The organism is Rhizobium sp. L9, from assembly GCF_002531885.1.
Classification (GTDB): Bacteria; Pseudomonadota; Alphaproteobacteria; order Rhizobiales; family Rhizobiaceae; genus Rhizobium.
In genome coordinates this window covers 169206-188265 of record NZ_NWSZ01000002.1, presented here as the reverse complement: position 1 = coordinate 188265, position 19060 = coordinate 169206, and the positions used below count along the sequence as shown (strand labels likewise).

Genomic DNA, 19060 nt, shown 5'->3' with positions numbered 1-19060 from the left:
CATGAGCGGTCGTGGAGCGTCCTTGATTGCAATCAAGGTGACGCCAAGCATTTCGACGTCGTAGGCCGAACTTGGATTTTGACTGCCTATTCAGCCCATTCCGCATCGGCGGTGAAGGCGATGGTCAGCCAGCGATTCGCGCTTTCGTCACCGATCGCGTTGCCGATCTCGTCGCGGAGCGTGTCCCATTCTTCCACGGTCTTGGCAGGAAGACCTTCGGGGACGATGAAATAAAGTTCGATCTGCATTGCGCGGCCGACCCGGGCAACATAGGCGCGATGGGAGAGGAAGCCGAGACGGCGAACCGTCTCCAGGGCGACACGGTCGACATGTTCCTGCAGGTCGACGGGGGCGATCAGCAGGATCTCGCTCAATGCCTTCCAGACGGTGCCCACCGGAAGGGGAATCATGACAAGGCAGACAAGCGCCAGAACTGCCGGGTCCATATAGCTGGCAAGCCACGCTGCCGGGGTTGCCTGCACCGCCATGCCGATCAGGAATGCGACGAGCAGCGCAAGCGCAATGCCGCCCGACATGATCCACGCCTTGACGTCGAGCGAGATGAAATCCGATTTGATGCGGGCGTTCAGCCTGATGCCGAGGAAGGCCATGACCGCGCAGACAAGCAAGGTCGCTGCGGAATAGGCGACCGCCATGCCGAATTGCAGTTCGTGGCCGCCATTCAGGATGCTGATGATGGCGCTGATCAGCGCATAGACGCCGACCGTCATCAGCAGGCAGCCGTTGAGCATCAGCACGATCGGCTCCAGATGCCAGAATCCCATGGTGAAGCGGTTACGAATTCTGCCGGATCGGGCATCGCTCTGCGTGGATTGAATGATCAGGTTCGAAACCCGGAGCGCAAGCCCGGTCATCGCGGCATCGGCCAGCGAGTAAACGCCATCGAAGGCTATCGAGAAAGAGCCGGAAAGAATGCCGAAGACGACGCCCAGCGTTGCGACCACGACGGTCGCTGCAATCGATATCCTGAGAAACCCCTGCTCGCTCAGCATCGTCGACTTCACCTCCGCTCCGCCCCTCATCCGACGTGCTTTAGCAGCTTTATCTCGATGACGAAGGCTACACCAGCCCGCCAGACTACGCATTGATCCGGATTGCGGCAGCCGGTTTTTGCTACGACAATTACGGCTTGAAGGCGGTCCGCAGAGACATCGGCTCCGGGCAGCCGGCTCGCGGGGGGAAGCTCATGACAACGTCGCAAAATGGCAAGAGCCTCGGACTTGCTGCCTGCACCGCCATCGTGGTCGGCAATATGGTGGGCTCGGGCTTTTATCTTTCACCGGCCGCGGTCGCGCCCTACGGCAACCTTGCGATTGTCGTCTGGATCATCATGGGCGCCGGCGCGATTTGCCTGGGCCTGACCTTCGCGCGCCTGGCGAGCCTCGTGCCCGCTGTCGGCGGCCCCTACGCTTATACACGGCTCGCCTATGGCGATTTCGCCGGCTTTCTGATCGCCTGGGGCTATTGGATCTCGATATGGACATCGCTGCCCGTTATCGCTATTGCCTTCGCCGGCGTGATGGTGGATCTCTTCCCTACCCTTGCCAACCGCTTCGCCGCGACCGTCCTGACGCTCGGCGTAATCTGGGCGATCGTGCTCGTCAATCTTCGCGGCGTTCACGCGGCCGGTGTCTTCGCGCAGGTCACGACGTACGCTAAACTGCTGCCCTTCGGCGCCGTTGCTATCATCGGCCTTCTCTACATCGATACCTCGCATTTCGCCGAATTCAATCCGAGCGGTCAGCCGTTGCTGCAGTCCTTTGCGACACTGGCGCCTCTCACCATGTTTGCCTATCTGGGGCTGGAATCAGCGACCGTTCCAGCCGGCGACGTGGAGAATGCGGAGCGGACAATCCCGCGATCGACCGTCCTCGGCATTTCCATCGCCGCTGCCCTTTATGTGCTTGGCACAATCGTGGTGATGGGCCTCGTGCCCCGTGAACAGCTTGTTCAGTCGGTTGCGCCATTTTCCCAGGCGGCTGGGATCATGTGGGGACGGCCCGGCGAACTGGCGATCTCGCTTGCGGTTCTGGTCTCCTCGATCGGCGCGCTCAACGGCTGGACCTTGCTGATGGGGCAGGTTCCGATGGCTGCTGCCCGAGACGGGCTGTTTCCGCCGCTGTTTGCCCGGCTCTCCCCACGAGGCGTGCCGGCGTGGGGCATGATCATCTCGGCCTCGTTCGCAACGCTCCTCGTGCTCGTCCAGGCGCTCGGTTCCGAAGGCTTTGCCGCCGTCTATCGGCTGATGGTCGGGCTGAGCACCATGGCCGCCGTCGTTCCCTATGCTTTCTGCGCGCTTGCCGGAAGCCTTGTCGCGGGCATGACTGAAGGGCGAATGCCGCGGGCAAGCGCGATCGAGCTCATCGCGTTCATCTTTGCGATCTTCACCCTTTACGGCTCCGGCGCCGAACCGGTGCTCTACGGCCTCGTGCTGCTGATGCTCGGCATCCCCGTCTATGTCTGGCAAAGACGCAATGCGGCTGGCGCGACAGACAAGGAGACGGCAGCGAGCGCCGTAACGCAACCGCTCCCGTCTCAGGATAAGTTTGCCTGACGGACCACGCCGTCAGGCGTGCCAACTCAAGGTGTCAATACGCTCGTCGATGATCGTCCCGCGGTCGCCGCGCACCATCCCGGCAATTTCGGCAAGAGAGCCGATTGCGGCCGTCTTGCCGTTTGCCCGGGCAAAATGGCAGGCAGCATCGACCTTCGGGCCCATAGAGCCGGCCGGGAAGGAGAACTGGGCGAGATCGTCAGGACGAGCGCGGTGGATCGCCTTCTGTGACGGCTTGCCCCAATCGATGCACACAGCCTCGGCATCCGTCGCCATGATCAAAAGATCGGCCTGGAGTTCACGCGCCAGCAGTTCCGAGCACAGATCCTTGTCGATGACGGCCTCGACGCCGATCAGCTTCCGATCGGCGCCCTTCTCGTACATGGTCGGAATGCCGCCGCCGCCCGCACAAATGACGATGGTGCGCTGCTCCAGAAGCCAGCGGACCGGCCGGATCTCGAAAATGCGCTTCGGCGCCGGCGAGGCAACGACACGTCGCCATTTTTCGCCGTCCTGCTTGAACACCCAACCCTTCTCCGTGCGGATCCGATCCGCCTCGCCCTTGTCGTAGACCGGCCCGACGAACTTGGTAGGGTTCCGGAAACCGGAATCCTCGGCGTCGACTTCCACCATGGTAAGAAGCGTTGCCAGAGGTTGCTCGAACGGCAGGAGATTGCCCAGCTCCTGTTCCAGCATATAGCCGATCATGCCCTCGGTCTCGGCGCCGAGAACATCGAGCGGATAGGCCTCCTCTGGTTTGTAGGCCGCGCCCTGGAGCGCGAGCAGCCCGACCTGCGGCCCGTTGCCGTGGGTTACGACGATCTCGTGTTCGGCCGCCAGGGGCGCGATCGCCTCAGCGGCGATGCGCGCGTTCCGCCTTTGGGTATCGGCGGTCATCGCTTCCCCGCGCCGGAGAAGCGCATTGCCGCCAAGCGCAATGACCACACGCATGCTAGTCTCCCAGGGTTGCAACGAGTAGGGCCTTGATCGTGTGCAGGCGGTTTTCTGCCTGTTCGAAGGCGACGTTGGCTTCGGATTCGAAGACGTCGTTGGTCACTTCGAGCCCGTTCTCCATGCCGTAATCTTCGGCAATCTGCTTGCCGAGCGTTGTCTCGGTGTCGTGGAATGCCGGCAGGCAATGCATGAACTTGGTCTGCGGATTGCCGGTCGCCTTCATCAGGTCCTGATTGACTTGGTAAGGGGTGAGCAGCTTGATGCGTTCGCGCCAGACGTCCTTCGGCTCGCCCATCGAGACCCAGACGTCGGTGTGGATGAAATCGACGTCCTTGACCGCCTCTCTCGGATCTTCGGTAACCAGGAGCCGCGCGCCCGAGGCCTGCTGCAAATCCCTGGCGATCTTCATGTATTCTTCCGAAGGCCACAGCGATCTCGGGCCGCAGATGCGCACATCCATGCCGAGTAGACAGCCCACGATCAGCAGGGAATGCCCCATATTCGAGCGGGTGTCGCCGACATAGGCATATTTGATCTCAGCGATCGGCTTGTCGCTGTGCTCGCGCATGGTCATGACGTCTGCGATCATCTGCGTCGGATGATACTCATCGGTCAGGCCATTATAGACCGGGACGCCGGCATATTTTGCCAGCGTCTCCACTCCCTTCTGGGCGGAGCCGCGATATTCGATCGCATCATACATGCGCCCCAGCACCCGCGCCGTGTCCTTAAAGGATTCCTTGTGGCCGATCTGTGAGCCGGACGGATCGAGATAGGTCACGTTGGCGCCCTGGTCCGAGCAGGCGACTTCGAAGGCGCATCTCGTTCTTGTCGAGGTTTTCTCGAAGATCAGGCAGATTTCCTTGCCCTTCAGATGCTCCTGCTCGGTGCGGGCATATTTGGCCCGCTTCAGATCGCGGGCGAGATCGAGGAGATAGCGGAATTCCCGCGGCGTATAGTCCTGCACGGTCAGAAGCGATCGATTGCGCAGATTGAAACTCATGGTCTTGCTCCGTCGTCTGGTTCGTGGATGGAAGGTCAGTAAGCGGGGTCGCGCCAGATTGGGCACGTCATGCAGTGCCCGCCACCACGGCCACGTCCGAGTTCGGAGCCGCGAATGGTGATGACCTCGACACCCGCCTTGCGCAGCAGCGTATTCGTGTAGGTGTTTCGGTCGTAGGCGACGACAACGCCGGGTTCGAGTGCAACGACATTGTTGCCGTCGTCCCATTGTTCGCGTTCGGCCTGATAGGAATTGCCGCCGGTCTCGACGGTTCGTAGCTTCGGCAGGTCGAGCGCTTCGGCGACGACATCGAGCATCGGCGTATTTTCGGGATGGATCTCGAATGTGCCGTCGTCGTCCTTGGGATGCATGCTGTAGCAACGGATCTGATCGACGACCTCGGCAAACAGTGTGACGACGTCGCGGTCGCAGAAGCTGAAAACCGTGTCGAGATGCATTGCCGCGCGGCTCTTCGGCATCAGGCAGCCGATCACTCGCTTCGCCGCCTTGCTTCTGAAAAGGGCCTGAGCCACCTGGCCGACCGCCTGATAGGTGGTGCGCTCGCCCATGCCGATCAACACCGTGCCGTTCCCGATCGGCATGACGTCGCCGCCTTCCATCGAGGCATTGGCGAATTGATGATCGGCGTCACCCCACCAGATCTGGAAATCGCCGCCCTGGAAGATCGGATGAAACTTGTAGATGGCACGCTGAATCAGTGTCTCGGCGCGTCGCGCCGGCCAGAACATCGGGTTGCAGGTCACGCCGTTATAGATCCAGCAGGAGGGATCGCGCTGGAATAGTGTGTTGGGAATGGGCGGGATGACGAAATCGCTTTCCGGCAGGGCGCTGAGCATCAACGCCTTGGCCTTGACGTCAGGTAGGTCGGAGATCGCGATGCCACCGATCATGAAAGCGGCAAGTTGCGTAGCCGGCATTTCATCGAGCCACGGACGCATTGCTTCGGCAACCTGCGAGCCAAGCACATTCGGGGTGATGCGCCGGTCCAGGATGAAATCGCGCGCCTGCTTGTTGGCGAGGGCCTGACCGAGCAGATCGTGGAGTTCGAGGACCTCCACTCCTCTTTCCTGCATCTTCAGGACGAAATCATAATGGTCCTTCTGGGCCTCATGGACCCAGAGGACATCGTCAAAAAGCAGATCATGGCAGTTTGCAGGCGTCAGGCGCTGATGAGCCAAAGATGGTCGGCAGACCATGACGGTTCTCAGTTTTCCGACCTCAGAATGAACACCGAAACCACGCATGTGGTCCTCCTTCCAGCAACGGGGATAGCGGCCGCGCCGCCGGCTCTTTGAACAGCGTCAGATTATTTTGGCCGGTCCACTCATGTCATTGATTGCAGACAAGGTGCGGTGCAGCATTCGTGACTCCGGCCCTCAGCACCCGGAATATGCCGTCGCTCAGTGAAGATCGGACCCATCGTCTGGCCGTATCTGCCATGCGCGCCAATGGGTGGGATGAACGTCCAGGATCTCGCCCGTCAAGGCATTGGCCCATCCGCGCGCCAGGCGCTGGCATGGAAAAACCAGGGCGTGGATACCATCGCCGTCGATGACTGCGAGTTCGATATCCTCTTCGAATGGAGCTTCGACGACCAACCGCCACTTCACCGAACCCTCCCCGATGGTGCACGAGCGTCGACCGGATACGGGGCTGTTCTTAGGCAGGCCGGTCGCACGTCCAGCATTGGTTCCCCAGCCGGCGCTTTGCAGGCGGCGGCGCAACGACATCATTGTTCCGCCCTTCCGTTAGACGATGAGGCCCTGTGGCTTCGGCAACACTCACTCAATATAGAAGGTCAGGTTACCGTTACGGGCGCGCGTCACCCATTCTATTTGATTGGGCGTCAGCTTCTTGGCCTTCAATTGCTGGACGAGCCAAGGGTTGGAACGGATAGCCGCCCGGATTTCCTTCACATGTTCTTCGCTGCCAGGCGAAGGCATGGCGCCCACTTCAACCGCCGTTCGAAAGCTGACGATTGAAAACCGCTTGTCATGATAGGTTTTGATGTGCCCCGGCAGGTTCTCGGCCCAGTTCATGCGCCGGTATTCCTTGCGGGTCTGCTGGGCGTCGACAGGCGCCGCAACCAGCGCGGCGGTCGAAATGGCAATAGCAAGGGCAATCTTCTTCATCTTCCTGCTCCTCAAGTGGCCGTGAGCCCATTTGCTGCCAGAGTAGCGGAAGAATAGACCCGCGGCATTGAGCCGGATCAATGGAGGGAGCGGAGGCAAAACACAAGGAAGACTAGGGTTTTCGACCAGCAATCGGCACGGGACACCCATAGAGGCTACGCGATACTACACCGTCCCATTTCCCAAAGGTGTTAATGTCTCAAGTCATTGTGAGAGGCTAAGCCCATCAAGGGCCGACTGGTCCTCAAAGGGCGGAGGGAACCATCATGTCTATCAAGATGGAGGCGCCGCATGTCGACGAATGCGATCGCGTTGACCCGGACGTCGCGGGACGAACCTCATTCATGGAAGCTCGGATGACAGGCCGCGACCGGCGGGGAAATTTGCGTGAGGACGACAGCGGACCGTCGGTGGACTGGATCCGGCAATTCTATGAACACCTCCCGGACGCTGTGTTCTTCATTACCGACCACCACCGGATTTCGGCCTGCAACAGGGCTGCCGTGGCGTTGTTCGGTTATGAGGAAGACGAATTGCTCGGTCAGGACATCGACTTCGTCTGGTATCCGACACCGGATGTTTCGTTGAAGGGACGCTGGGCGGACCGGGGCGTGGTGCGGTCCGGCGTGGCGATCACCAGGAGCGGCGCTCAATTTCCGACGGCCCTGACGATCATCAGGGAGCAGGACAGCAAAGGACACTTCTCTGCGGTGATCTTCGAGGACTTCCGCACCGAACGCGAGACTTTGCAGCGTGTCCAGGAGCTTCAGCGGGAGCTTGCCCGCATCGCCAGAATAGTTGCGCTCGGGGAAATGACATCGACCCTGGCTCATGAACTTGCCCAGCCGCTGGCGTCGATCGCCGCATACGCGCAAGGTTGCGGGCGGCTTCTGACCAAGGATCATCGCGGCCATGGCGAAGACCTCCGTGAAGCCCTGTCCGAGATTACGCAGCACGCCCTGTGGGCGGGAAAGATCGTGCAGAACATCAGGGAATTCGCCAAGCGTGGCGCCGACGAGAGAAAGATCGAGGCGATGCACGCGCTTATTCATGAGGCGACGGCATTCGCGCTTGCCGGATCGCAGCGAAAAGGCCTTTGCGCCGAGTTTCAGCTCGAAGCGGAGCGGGACGCTGTGCTTGCCAACCGCGTCCAGATCGCGCAGGTGCTGACCAACCTTGTTCGCAATGCCGTGGAGGCTACCGACGCTATTGCGCAGCCGCATATTGCCATCCGAACCAGAACCGACGATTTATCCCGCCTCATTGTCGACGTAACCGACAATGGCTGCGGAATTGCGATCGACATCGAAGAGGCGCTGTTTCGTCCCTTCGTGACTAGCAAACCGCGTGGCCTCGGCATGGGCCTGGCATTGTCCAAGCGCATCATCGAGGCGCATGGCGGTCGCATAAGCGCGCGCAATCGAATGGATGGCGGTTCAATCCTTTCGTTTTCCCTTCCGCTGGTGGAGACAACAACCAATGGCAAACGACCTCACGATCCATCTCGTCGATGACGAGGAGTCGCTCAGGCGATCTTTGACGTTTCTGTTGGTCTCGGCAGGTTTCGCGGTTCGCACGCATAGCTCTGCCCAAGCCTTTCTGGAACTATTGCCGCTTTCGGGACGAAGCTGCCTCGTGACGGACCTGCGCATGCCCGATGTCGATGGCATCGAACTGCTCCAGCGTCTGCGCCGTTTCAGGCTAAACGTTCCGGTCATTGTCATTACCGGTCAGGGCGACATCGCCGCCGCCGTCCGGGCGATGAAGGCGGGCGCATCCGAATTCCTTGAAAAACCCGTCGGAGACGAGGCGCTTATAGCGGCGATCAACGCGGCGGTGGGACAGAGGCGCCCGGGCGGAGCCATCGCTGATTCCGAGAGCGTTGCAGCGCGTCTTCGCCAGCTCACGGAGCGCGAACACCAGGTTCTGACCGGTGTGCTTGATGGCCTGCAGAACAAGATGATCGCCTATCATCTTGGTATCAGCGCACGTACGGTCGAAGTCCACCGCGCCAACGTGATGGCCAAAATGGGCGCACGTAATCTGGCGGAACTCATGCGGATGGCCATCACACTGGACACGGCAGCACAGCCGGTCGAAACCGCCAAGGCCCTGTCCGATCATGGAGCTTGGACGCATGCCCGTTAGGCCCGTCACCGCCTCACACAACTCTCGGGGTCTGGCTTCAGTAGCGATACTTAAGGGGTGTCTCGAATATCGGGGCAAACGGCGATTGGTTATGTTGCCAGACGATTGGGGGGCGATGCATATGCTTCAACACCACGCGGCCATGAGGCAACCGGCAGTTCCTGGCCGTCACCCTGGAACTTCTGTCGCAACAACCAAGGATCAGTCGATCAGGCTGAAGGCCAACGAGACAATCTACAGCGAAGGCGAATATGCACTCGCAATCTATCAGGTCGAAACCGGCGCGGTGCGGATTTACCGCCTGACGTCCAGCGGACAGCGATATATCCTGTCATTCTGCGGCGAGGGCGAATGGTTCGGCCTTGAAAGCGGGAAAGTTCGCACCGACTTCGCGGAAGCCGTCTGCGAGACCTCCATCAGACCTTTTCGAACCAACCAGAACGCGGTCGTCCCTGTCGACCTTCTTCACATCGCGTTGACGAACCTGGCAAAGGCGCAACACAAGCAGCTCGTCATCACCGAGCAAAGCGCGCTGAAGCGGGTCGCGGCCTTCGTTTGCGAAATGGCGGATCGTCATCCGGAAGATCCGGAATTCGATATGATGATGTCGCGCAGCGATGTCGCCGACTATCTCGGGCTGACAGTCGAGACGGTTGCCCGCTGCTTCACGAAACTCCGCGAAAAAGGCGTCCTTTGCCTGAAAGGCAAGCTGCAGCGTGTCGTTCGCCTTCTGGATCGTGATGCGCTCATCGCGCTCACCACCTGACGCATTTCGCCCGGACGTCGGGGGCGCTTCGGGAATAAGGTAATGCAGAAGCACGGAAGCAAAAGCCGCGATGGATTGAAGCTCGATCGTTCAAAGAGGGGTTGAACAATGAGATACTTATTCGGCCGGAGATCGAATGCCGCGGTCACTACATGCGTTGCGGGTCTGCTGTGGCTGGTGACCTTTCTACTCGCCGTACAGGCGCAGGACGATCTGTTTGAGCAATTTCCTTTGGTCATCCAGTGCAAGTACAATGAAACCTACCACACCTTCTACTTGTCACGCATCTCGCAGGATGGCGTTGCAACCTATCAGGCGTCCGAACGCATCGCCGGCACGATCACGCTTGACGGCAAGGCCAAGGCGATCGGCGGCGAAGGTGGAGGCACCTGCGTCGGCAAAACCTTGGCTGAGCTTCGCGCATCCCATCAAACATATGATCTGAAACGCTAGGCTATGGAGACATCCTTGATGGGCTTCGTCAGACTCCAGGAAAGGCCGATCCCTCGATAACCACGCGTCCCTGCAGATTGAACTGTGGAACGATCGGTTGGGGGCACCCGGCCGATCGGGTCCGAGCACGACAAGATTTTCCGCTTTCATCAGCTTCGTCAGCATCTGGTCTGCTAAGCCTTTCGCAAAATTTAAGCCTTCGTGCACCGGAAAATGCCGAAGCCATTTCGGCTGCGCCGCCCACCAGTGCGACGACGACGAAACCGGCGAAGGCAGGTGTCATTCCATAAACCTTGGCAGCCTCCTGCACCGACTCGACGAAGATCTCGCTGACCAGCGCGACCAGTATCGTGACACCGGCCAGCGTGGTCAGCGCCAACCCAATCGGCCAAGGGGTTTCGTCGGTCGCGGCATGCTCGGCGGCAGCAAAAGACTCCCGATGCGTCTTGAGAGTGAACGGCAGCCCCAGCGCGTATCCGACGATAAGCAGGATCGCCAGGCCTAAGCTGAGCTTGTTAATCACTTCCATAGCCGAGGTCGAATCCATTGACGCAACTGAAAAGCAGCCCATATAGCTGTCGCAAATCGACGGCTCCTCAAAGCCCGGAAAATTTGCCTGCATGGGAGAAAGTTTTCAGCTACGCGGCAGGCGGCGCAGCGCCTCGTCGATCAGCAGATTGGCGACCATCATGCGCCTGTTGGCATTGTCGCGGAAAGGCGCCGCGACACCATCAGGATGATTGGCCTTGGCAAAGGCGCGCCGCTTCTCGTTCAGCGTCTGTTGGGTATCGGCGGCAGCGATCGCCAGTTCGATGGCGATCTCTTCGGGGGCAATGCGGGCGAGATGGTTCGGCATGACGGGCTCCGGCTGCGGCGGGGGAGCCTCCTCGGCCGCAGGCCCGCTTGCCAGATTATCGAAATAGGCTTCGCCAATCCGCTGCGAGGCGACCGAGATGCCTTGCATGACATCGAATGCGAGGCCGGTGGCGAGCCCGGATACGCGGTGGGCAGCCGGCGCTTGCGTCTCTTCGGCCGGTTCTTCCTCCGCCCTCAGCCGCTCGAGCACTGATTGAAATACCGATTGTCCGAACAGCATGCGCCTTCCTCTCGAAGACATTAGATCCTGGCAAGATGGCGCAGGGCTTGCCGGGTTTAAATCGGTGGAGCATCTGTCGTCCGAGAACCGCGGCCCGGCGCCGGGATCTAACCGCCCTGCTTGCGGCTCTCCTCGATGATGATGTTATAGAGCAGCTTGGCGCTCGGCGGCAGGGCCCGTTCTCTCGCGGTGATCAGGCTGTAGGGCTTGACGTTGATGTCGAAATCGATCGGCAGCATGCGCACGTCGGACGCCCTTGCGCCTTGGCTTGCGAGGAAATGGGCGACGTCGACAGCCACGGGGGCGATCGCATCGGTTTCGCAGACGATGGCGCAGGTGAGCAACAGCGACGAGGTGTTGACGATGTTCTCCGGCAGTGCCACGTCGTGTGACAGGAAGATGTCCTCGATCGTGCGGCGGAGCAGCGTGCCCGGCGGCTGGAACACCCAGTCGTAATCCCGGACATCGATAAGGCTGCTCGTCTTCTTCCTTTTCAAGAGCGGATGGCGGTTGCGCACGATCAGGCAGGCCCGTTCGATGCCGATCTCTTTCACCTCGAACAGGCGCGGGTTGAGGTCGTCGGGAATGCGGCCGATGATGAAGTCGTGACGGGCGGCAAGCAACTCGCGGGCGAGCACGTTGCTCGTCTCCACCTGGATGTTGATCTCTATTCCAGGATAGGCCTTGCGCACCCTGTCGATCGCCGGCACGACGAGGCTCATGGCCGGCGCCGTCACCGCACCGATGAAGACCGAGCCGCCCTTGCCGCTCTTCAATTCGCCGATCTCGCGGCTCGCCTCTCGCAACTCCAGAAGGATCTTGCGGGCGCGCCTGGCAAGCGCCGCACCGAAGGTCGTCAGCACCACGCCGCGGGCGACGCGCTCGTAGAGCGATGTCTTGGTAATCGCCTCCATTTCCGACAGCATGCGCGATGCGGCGGGCTGTGAGATGTTGAGAACTTCTGCGGCTGCGGAAATCTGTCCACTATCTTCGATTGCGACGATGATGCGCAGGTGATTCAGCTTAAGTCCCGAACGGAGAAAGCTGTCGTCGCCAAAATTGTCACTGTGGATGTCGACATGATCCATCAAAACGGGCTCTGAAACGATCGTCATGGTTGCAGCCTCCCCACTGCGCTCCATCAAAAGTAATACTTTTTAACGATATACCAAAATTGTTATGCACATTACCACTTATTCTATTTGACAGTTATAGGAATCCATACCAGTTTGCCGCCGTGTGCTGGTTGGCACTCAACACGTGTGAGATCGTGGAGGAGACCTACTTCGTTTCTCACCATCTGAAGTAACTATCCAATACGGAACCTGCCACAGTTTCGGGGCGGGCGATTTTTCGTCCGCTGCTCTATTAACAAGGGAGAGAGAAATGAAATCCATTATCTCATTGATGGCTGCGGCTGCCTTCGGCGTCGCTTCATTCGTTGCACCGGCGATGGCCGCGGACAAGGGCACCGTCGGCATTGCAATGCCGACCAAGGCTTCGGCTCGCTGGATCGACGACGGCAACAACATTGTCAAGCAGCTGCAGGCTGCCGGTTACGGCACCGACCTGCAGTATGGCGACGATGACATTCCGAACCAGCTGTCGCAGATCGAAAACATGGTGACCAAGGGCGTCAAGGTTCTCGTCATCGCTTCGATCGACGGCACGACGCTGTCCGACGTTCTCCAGAAGGCCCATGATGCCGGCATCAAGGTCATTGCTTATGACCGCCTGATCCGCGATTCGGCAAACGTCGACTACTACGCCACCTTCGACAACTTCCAGGTCGGCGTTCTTCAGGCCAACTCCATCGTTGACGGTCTCGGCCTCAAGGACGGCAAGGGCCCGTTCAACATCGAACTCTTCGGCGGTTCGCCGGATGATAACAACGCCTTCTTCTTCTATGATGGCGCCATGTCCGTCCTGCAGCCCTACATCGACTCGGGCAAGCTCGTCGTGAAGTCCGGCCAGACCGGCATGGACAAGGTCGGCACGCTGCGTTGGGATCCGGCAACGGCCCAGGCCCGCATGGACAACCTGCTCTCGGCCAACTACACCGACGCCAAGGTCGACGCCGTCCTGTCTCCCTATGACGGCCTCTCGATTGGCATCATCTCCTCGCTGAAGGGCGTTGGTTACGGCACTGCCAGCCAGCCGCTGCCGATCGTCACCGGCCAGGACGCTGAAATCCCGTCGGTCAAGTCGATCATCGCTGGCGAACAGTACTCGACGATCTTCAAGGACACCCGCGAACTCGCCAAGGTCACGGTTTCCATGGTCGATGCCGTCATGTCCGGCAAGGAGCCCGAGGTCAACGACACCAAGACCTACGACAACGGCGTCAAGGTCGTACCGTCCTATCTGCTGAAGCCGGTTGCCGTCGACAAGACCAACTACAAGCAGGTCCTGATCGACAGCGGTTACTACACCGAAGACAAGCTGAAGTAAGTTAAGCTGGAGGCCGGAGCCTGCGCTTGCGGGTTCCGGCCTTCGATTTTATGATTACCCACCCATTGACGGGCTGGGGACGCTGGAAATTTGACTATGGACAATACCATCCTCGAAATGCGGAGCATCACCAAGACGTTCCCGGGCGTCAAGGCGCTGGAGAACGTGAACCTCAAGGTTCGCAAGGGTGAAATTCACGCATTGGTAGGCGAAAACGGGGCCGGCAAATCGACGCTGATGAAAGTGCTATCGGGTGTTTATCCCACCGGAAGTTATGACGGCGATATCGTCTATGAAGGCGAGACGCGCCACTTCAAGGCGCTGAGGGACTCCGAAGAAATCGGCATCGTCATCATCCACCAGGAACTGGCGCTCGTGCCGTTGCTGTCGATCGGCGAAAACATCTTCCTCGGCAACGAGAACGCCAAGAATGGCGTCATCAGCTGGGATGAGACCTTCAACCGCACCAAGCAGTTGCTCAAGAAGGTCGGCCTGTCCGAATCTCCGAACACGCTGGTGACCGACATCGGTGTCGGCAAGCAGCAGCTCGTCGAAATCGCCAAGGCGCTGTCGAAGAGCGTCAAGCTGCTCATCCTCGACGAGCCGACGGCCTCGCTCAACGAAAGCGATTCCGATGCGCTGCTCATGCTGCTGATGGAATTCCGCAAGCAGGGCATCACCTCGATCATCATTTCCCACAAGCTGAACGAAATCCGCAAGGTTGCCGACCAGATCACCGTCCTGCGCGACGGTATGACCGTTAAGACGCTCGACTGTCACGCCGACGAGATCAGCGAAGACATTATCATCCGCAACATGGTCGGCCGCGATCTCGAAGACCGCTATCCCCCGCGTTCGGTGCCGATCGGCGAAACCATTCTCGAAGTGAAGAACTGGAACGCCTATCACCAGCAGCACCGCGACCGTCAGGTCCTGCACAATATCAACATCACCCTCCGCAAGGGCGAGGTCGTCGGTATCGCCGGGCTGATGGGGGCAGGGCGCACCGAATTCGCCATGAGCCTGTTCGGCAAGTCCTATGGCCACAAGATCTCGGGCGAAGCGTTGATGCACGGCAAGCCGGTCGATGTCAGCACCGTGCGCAAGGCGATCGACGCCGGTCTCGCCTATGTCACCGAAGACCGCAAGCAACTCGGCCTGGTGCTCAACGACACGATCCTGCACAATACGACCCTCGTCAATCTGAAGGCTGTGTCCAATGCCTCGGTCATCGACAGCGTCAAGGAATCGCGCGTTGCGGCCGACTATCGGTCGAAGCTGCGCATACGCTCCTCCAGCATATTCCAGGAGACGGTCAATCTTTCCGGCGGCAACCAGCAGAAGGTGGTGCTGTCGAAGTGGCTGTTCTCCGGCCCCGATGTCCTGATCCTGGACGAGCCGACGCGCGGCATCGATGTCGGCGCGAAATACGAAATCTATACTATCATCAACCAGCTTGCCGCCGATGGGAAAGGCGTTCTGATGATCTCGTCGGAAATGCCCGAACTGCTTGGCACTTGTGACCGCATCTACGTGATGAACGAAGGACGCATCGTCGCTGAACTGCCGAAGGGAGAAGCAAGCCAGGAAACCATCATGCGCGCTATCATGCGCTCAGGGGAGAAGAAACAATGACGCCGATCAATCAACCCATCGCTGAGCAGGGGCGTGTCGTCTCGATCGGAGACTACATTCGCGGCAACATCCGCGAATACGGCATGTTCATCGCACTCATCGCGATCATGGTGTTCTTCCAGTTCTCGACCGGCGGCGTTCTCTTCAGGCCGCTCAACCTGACCAACATCATCCTGCAGAACTCGTTTATCGTCATCATGGCGCTCGGCATGCTGCTCGTCATCGTCGCCGGCCATATCGATCTGTCGGTCGGCTCCGTCGTCGGCTTCATCGGCGCCATCGCCGGCGTGATGACGGTGCAGTGGCACATGAATTATGTGCTGGCAGGCGTCGTCTGCCTGGCGCTCGGCGCGCTGGTCGGCGGTCTGCAGGGCTATTTCGTTGCCTATCACAAGATCCCGTCCTTCATCGTCACACTCGCCGGCATGCTGGTTTTCCGCGGTCTGACGCTGTTCGTGATGACGGCATCGGGCACCGGCACCAGCATCGGTCCGTTCCCGCCGGAGTTCCAGCTGATCAGCATCGGCTTCCTGCCCAACCTCTTCGATATGGGCGGCATCAACTCGACCTCGATCATCCTGACCGTCGTCGGCGCCGTCACCCTGTTCTACTTGGCCTGGCGCAAGCGCCTGTCGAACGAGAAGCACGGCAATGACGTCGAGCCGATGGGCTTCTTCCTCGCCCAGAACATTATTGTCTCGCTCGCTATCCTGGGGCTCGGCTACCAACTGTCGATCTATCGCGGCTTCCCGAACGTGCTGGTCGTCATGCTCGTTCTCGTCGCCGCCTATGCCTTCATTACCCGCCGTACGACGATCGGCCGCCGCATCTACGCCATGGGCGGCAACGAGAAGGCGACGAAGCTTTCCGGTATCAATACCGAGCGGCTGACCTTCCTGACCTTCGCCAATATGGGCCTGCTTGCCGGTCTTGCCGGCCTCATCGTTGCGCTGCGCCTCAACTCGGCGACGGCCAAGGGCGGTTTCGGTCTCGAGCTCGACGTCATCGCCGCCTGCTTCATCGGCGGCGCATCGGCCCAGGGCGGCGTCGGCAAGGTGACGGGTGCGGTGATCGGCGCGCTTATCATGGGTATCATGAACAACGGCATGTCGATCCACGGTCTCGGCACCGACTCGCAGCAGATGGTCAAGGGTGCGGTGCTTCTCGCCGCCGTGTTCTTCGACGTCTACAACAAGAACAAGGGCTGAGCGCCTAAGCGCAGTCCAGGCATTCGCAGTCATATGAATGATGGATTCCGGCTCCCGTGGGAGCCGGACAGGCGGAGCTTTTTCTGAGACTCGCCGAAACGAGAAGGATTGAAGTCGTGCTTATTTCCCAGATCAAGGGTGCCAACGGAGAGATCGTCGTCGCCGTGCGCGAGCAGGGCGGCGCGGCAAGGTCGGTCAAGAATGCCGGCAGTGTCTATGCGCTGGCGATGGAAGCCGCCGACGGCGGCAAGTCGCTTGCAACGGTTATCGAGGCTCATGGTTACGGCGATGCCGTCGATCTCGAAAAGGCCTATGCGGAAGGCCGCTTCCTGCCGCCGATCACCCATCCCGACGCCGCCCACCTGCATCTGACCGGCACTGGCCTGACCCATCTCGGCTCCGCCGCTACCCGCGATTCGATGCACAAGAAGACCAGCGAGGCGGCCGAGGAAACGCTGACCGACTCGATGAAGATGTTCAAGATGGGCCTGGAGAACGGCAAGCCGAAATCCGGTGAAAAAGGCGTGCAGCCCGAATGGTTCTACAAGGGCAACGGCTATGGCACGGCTGCCCCCGGCGCTCCGCTCATCTCGCCCTCCTTCGCGCTCGATGGCGGCGAAGAGCCTGAAATGGCCGGCATTTACGTCATCGCCAAGGACGGCTCGCCGTTCCGCATCGGCTTCGCCCTGTCGAACGAGTTTTCGGACCACGTCACCGAACGGATGAACTATCTCTATCTGGCCCATTCGAAACTGCGCCCGGCCGCCTATGGTCCGGAAATCCGCATCGGCGCCGCACCCGACGATATCCGCGGCACTTCACGCATCAAGCGCGGCGACAAGGTGATCTTCGAAAAGCCCTTCCTGTCGGGCGAGGCGAACATGTCGCACACCTTCGCGAACCTCGAATATCACCATTTCAAATATGGCCTCTTCCGTGTTCCCGGCGATGTCCATGTCCATATGTTCGGCACGGCGACCCTGTCCTTTGCCGACGGCATCAAGACGGAAGAGGGCGACGTCTTCGAGATCGAAGTCGCCGAATTCGGCCTGCCGCTCAGGAATCCGCTGAAGATCGCGGCCGAAGAAGAAATCGCCGTCAAGCAGCTCTGATTTTTGAGATCCGGCCGCCTGGTGGCCGGATCGTGATGTAAACGGTAAAGGAGGCTTGTTCAGCCCATGACCATTTATCAAAACCTGATCGCCGGCGAATGGGTCGGCACGAACGCGACGAAGAACATCAATCCGTCGGATACGAACGAGGTCGTCGGCCTCTATGCCGACGGCAGCGCGGAAGATACGAGAAACGCCATCGCCGCCGCCAAGGCCGCCTTTCCGGCCTGGTCGCGCTCGGGCATCTGGGAACGCCACGTCATCCTGAAGAAGACCGGCGACGAGATCATGGCGCGCAAGGACGAGCTCGGCGCGCTGCTTGCCCGCGAAGAGGGCAAGACCTTGCCTGAGGCGACTGGCGAAGTCATCCGCGCATCGCAGATCTTCGAATTCTTCGCTGGTGAAGCCCTGCGGCTGGCCGGCGAGGTCATCCCGTCGGTTCGCCCGAACATCGGTGTGGAGATCACCCGGGAGGCGCTCGGCGTTATCGGCATCATTACGCCGTGGAACTTCCCGATCGCCATTCCCGCCTGGAAGATCGCGCCGGCGCTCTGCTACGGCAACACCATCGTCTTCAAGCCGGCCGAACTGGTGCCGGCCTGCTCCTGGGCGATCGTCGATATCCTCAACAGGGCAGGGCTGCCGAAGGGCGTCCTGAACCTCGTCATGGGCAAGGGCTCGGTCGTCGGCCAGGCCATGCTCGAAAGTCCCGACGTGCACGGCATTACCTTTACCGGTTCCACCGGCACCGGCCGTCGCGTGGCTGCCGCCTCCATCGAGCATAACCGCAAGTTCCAGCTCGAGATGGGCGGCAAGAACCCGATGGTCGTGCTCGACGATGCCGACCTTAACGTCGCCGTCGAGGCAGCCGCCAATTCAGGCTTCTTCTCGACCGGCCAGCGCTGCACGGCGTCCTCGCGCCTGATCGTCACCGAAGGCATCCACGACAAGTTCGTCGCGGCGCTCACCGACAAGCTGAAGACGCTCGTCGTCGACAATGCACTGAAGGCCGGCACCCATATCGGTCCCGTCGTCGACGAGCGGCAGTTGAAGACCGATACCGACTATATCGAGATCGGCAAGAAGGAAGGCGCCAAGCTCGCCTTTGGCGGCGAGGTCATCTCGCGCGAAACACCCGGCTTCTACCTTCAGCCGACGCTGTTTACCGAAGCCACAAACCAGATGCGCATTTCGCGCGAGGAGATCTTCGGACCCGTGGTCTCGGTGATCCGGGCTAGGGATTACGACGAGGCGCTTGCCATCGCCAATGACACGCCGTTCGGCCTTTCGGCCGGCATCGCCACGACCAGCCTGAAACATGCGACGCATTTCAAGCGCAATTCCGAAGCCGGCATGGTCATGGTCAACCTGCCGACGGCAGGCGTCGATTTCCACGTTCCGTTCGGCGGCCGTAAGGGCTCGTCCTATGGCCCGCGTGAGCAGGGCAAGTACGCCGCCGAGTTCTACACAACGGTCAAGACCGCTTACACGCTGGCTTGAGATATC

18 protein-coding genes and 1 pseudogene are annotated in these 19060 nt (G+C 60.1%); 10 read left to right on the top strand and 9 right to left on the bottom strand.

Annotation, left to right across the window (positions count from 1 at the left end; genetic code table 11):
* Nucleotides 1-86: 86 nt before the first annotated feature.
* On the bottom strand, nucleotides 87-1013 hold the full coding sequence (locus CO660_RS01425; protein ID WP_097597045.1) for a cation transporter: 927 nt from the start codon (nucleotides 1011-1013) through the stop codon (nucleotides 87-89).
* Between the two features lie 194 nt (nucleotides 1014-1207).
* Here CO660_RS01425 and CO660_RS01420 point away from each other — a divergent pair, with 194 nt between their 5' ends.
* A complete protein-coding gene (locus tag CO660_RS01420; protein WP_097597134.1) occupies nucleotides 1208-2575 on the top strand; it encodes an amino acid permease in 1368 nt (455 codons plus the stop codon).
* 12 nt (nucleotides 2576-2587) lie between these two features.
* Here the strand turns inward: CO660_RS01420 and arcC are convergent, their stop codons facing one another.
* From arcC to CO660_RS01395, 5 genes are all read right to left on the bottom strand, one after another.
* Entirely contained in the window at nucleotides 2588-3526 is a 939-nt protein-coding gene (arcC, locus tag CO660_RS01415; protein ID WP_097597044.1) for a carbamate kinase, read from the bottom strand.
* A gap of 1 nt (nucleotide 3527) precedes the next feature.
* Nucleotides 3528-4532 carry an ornithine carbamoyltransferase gene (locus CO660_RS01410; RefSeq protein WP_097597043.1) on the bottom strand — a complete coding sequence of 335 codons (1005 nt, stop codon included), beginning with the start codon at nucleotides 4530-4532 and terminating at the stop codon, nucleotides 3528-3530.
* A 35-nt stretch (nucleotides 4533-4567) separates the two neighbouring features.
* Entirely contained in the window at nucleotides 4568-5797 is a 1230-nt protein-coding gene (gene arcA / locus CO660_RS01405) for an arginine deiminase (RefSeq protein WP_097597042.1), read from the bottom strand.
* 156 nt (nucleotides 5798-5953) lie between these two features.
* Nucleotides 5954-6163, bottom strand: a complete 210-nt coding sequence (locus CO660_RS01400) for a hypothetical protein (protein WP_097597041.1) — start codon at nucleotides 6161-6163, stop codon at nucleotides 5954-5956.
* A gap of 171 nt (nucleotides 6164-6334) precedes the next feature.
* Nucleotides 6335-6685, bottom strand: a complete 351-nt coding sequence (locus tag CO660_RS01395) for a hypothetical protein (RefSeq protein WP_097597040.1) — start codon at nucleotides 6683-6685, stop codon at nucleotides 6335-6337.
* Nucleotides 6686-6951: 266 nt separating this feature from the next.
* Between CO660_RS01395 and CO660_RS01390 the strand changes: the two genes are divergently transcribed.
* The 4 genes from CO660_RS01390 (at nucleotide 6952) to CO660_RS01375 (ending at nucleotide 10052) form a co-directional block, all read left to right on the top strand.
* The gene (locus CO660_RS01390) at nucleotides 6952-8199 is read left to right on the top strand and encodes an ATP-binding protein (RefSeq protein WP_097597039.1); all 1248 of its coding nucleotides are present in this window, start codon (nucleotides 6952-6954) and stop codon (nucleotides 8197-8199) included.
* Entirely contained in the window at nucleotides 8165-8833 is a 669-nt protein-coding gene (fixJ, locus tag CO660_RS01385) for a response regulator FixJ (RefSeq protein WP_097597038.1), read from the top strand. The genes CO660_RS01390 and fixJ overlap by 35 nt, the downstream gene beginning before the upstream one ends.
* 121 nt (nucleotides 8834-8954) lie before the next feature.
* Entirely contained in the window at nucleotides 8955-9599 is a 645-nt protein-coding gene (locus CO660_RS01380; protein WP_097597037.1) for a helix-turn-helix domain-containing protein, read from the top strand.
* A 108-nt stretch (nucleotides 9600-9707) separates the two neighbouring features.
* Complete coding sequence (locus tag CO660_RS01375; protein WP_085779022.1) at nucleotides 9708-10052, top strand: hypothetical protein; 345 nt, start codon at nucleotides 9708-9710, stop codon at nucleotides 10050-10052.
* A gap of 196 nt (nucleotides 10053-10248) precedes the next feature.
* Here the strand turns inward: CO660_RS01375 and CO660_RS01370 are convergent.
* The 3 genes and pseudogenes from CO660_RS01370 to CO660_RS01360 form a co-directional block, all read right to left on the bottom strand.
* Nucleotides 10249-10563, bottom strand: a pseudogene (locus CO660_RS01370) (calcium/proton exchanger); the annotation flags it as partial.
* Between the two features lie 123 nt (nucleotides 10564-10686).
* A complete protein-coding gene (locus tag CO660_RS01365; protein WP_097597036.1) occupies nucleotides 10687-11148 on the bottom strand; it encodes a hypothetical protein in 462 nt (153 codons plus the stop codon).
* Between the two features lie 107 nt (nucleotides 11149-11255).
* Entirely contained in the window at nucleotides 11256-12263 is a 1008-nt protein-coding gene (locus CO660_RS01360; RefSeq protein ID WP_085779019.1) for a LysR family transcriptional regulator, read from the bottom strand.
* Between the two features lie 271 nt (nucleotides 12264-12534).
* Between CO660_RS01360 and chvE the strand changes: the two genes are divergently transcribed.
* The 5 genes from chvE to CO660_RS01335 all read left to right on the top strand — a co-directional run bounded on the left by chvE (nucleotide 12535) and on the right by CO660_RS01335 (nucleotide 19054).
* Nucleotides 12535-13599, top strand: coding sequence for a multiple monosaccharide ABC transporter substrate-binding protein (gene chvE, locus CO660_RS01355; RefSeq protein WP_085779018.1), 1065 nt, complete (start codon nucleotides 12535-12537; stop codon nucleotides 13597-13599).
* 96 nt (nucleotides 13600-13695) lie between these two features.
* On the top strand, nucleotides 13696-15234 hold the full coding sequence (mmsA, locus tag CO660_RS01350) for a multiple monosaccharide ABC transporter ATP-binding protein (RefSeq protein WP_097597035.1): 1539 nt from the start codon (nucleotides 13696-13698) through the stop codon (nucleotides 15232-15234).
* Nucleotides 15231-16442, top strand: a complete 1212-nt coding sequence (mmsB, locus tag CO660_RS01345) for a multiple monosaccharide ABC transporter permease (RefSeq protein ID WP_085779016.1) — start codon at nucleotides 15231-15233, stop codon at nucleotides 16440-16442. The genes mmsA and mmsB overlap by 4 nt, the downstream gene beginning before the upstream one ends.
* Before the next feature lie 116 nt (nucleotides 16443-16558).
* A complete protein-coding gene (gene araD1, locus CO660_RS01340; protein WP_097597133.1) occupies nucleotides 16559-17554 on the top strand; it encodes an AraD1 family protein in 996 nt (331 codons plus the stop codon).
* 66 nt (nucleotides 17555-17620) lie between these two features.
* Entirely contained in the window at nucleotides 17621-19054 is a 1434-nt protein-coding gene (locus CO660_RS01335) for an aldehyde dehydrogenase family protein (RefSeq protein WP_097597034.1), read from the top strand.
* The last annotated feature ends 6 nt before the right edge of the window (nucleotides 19055-19060 follow it).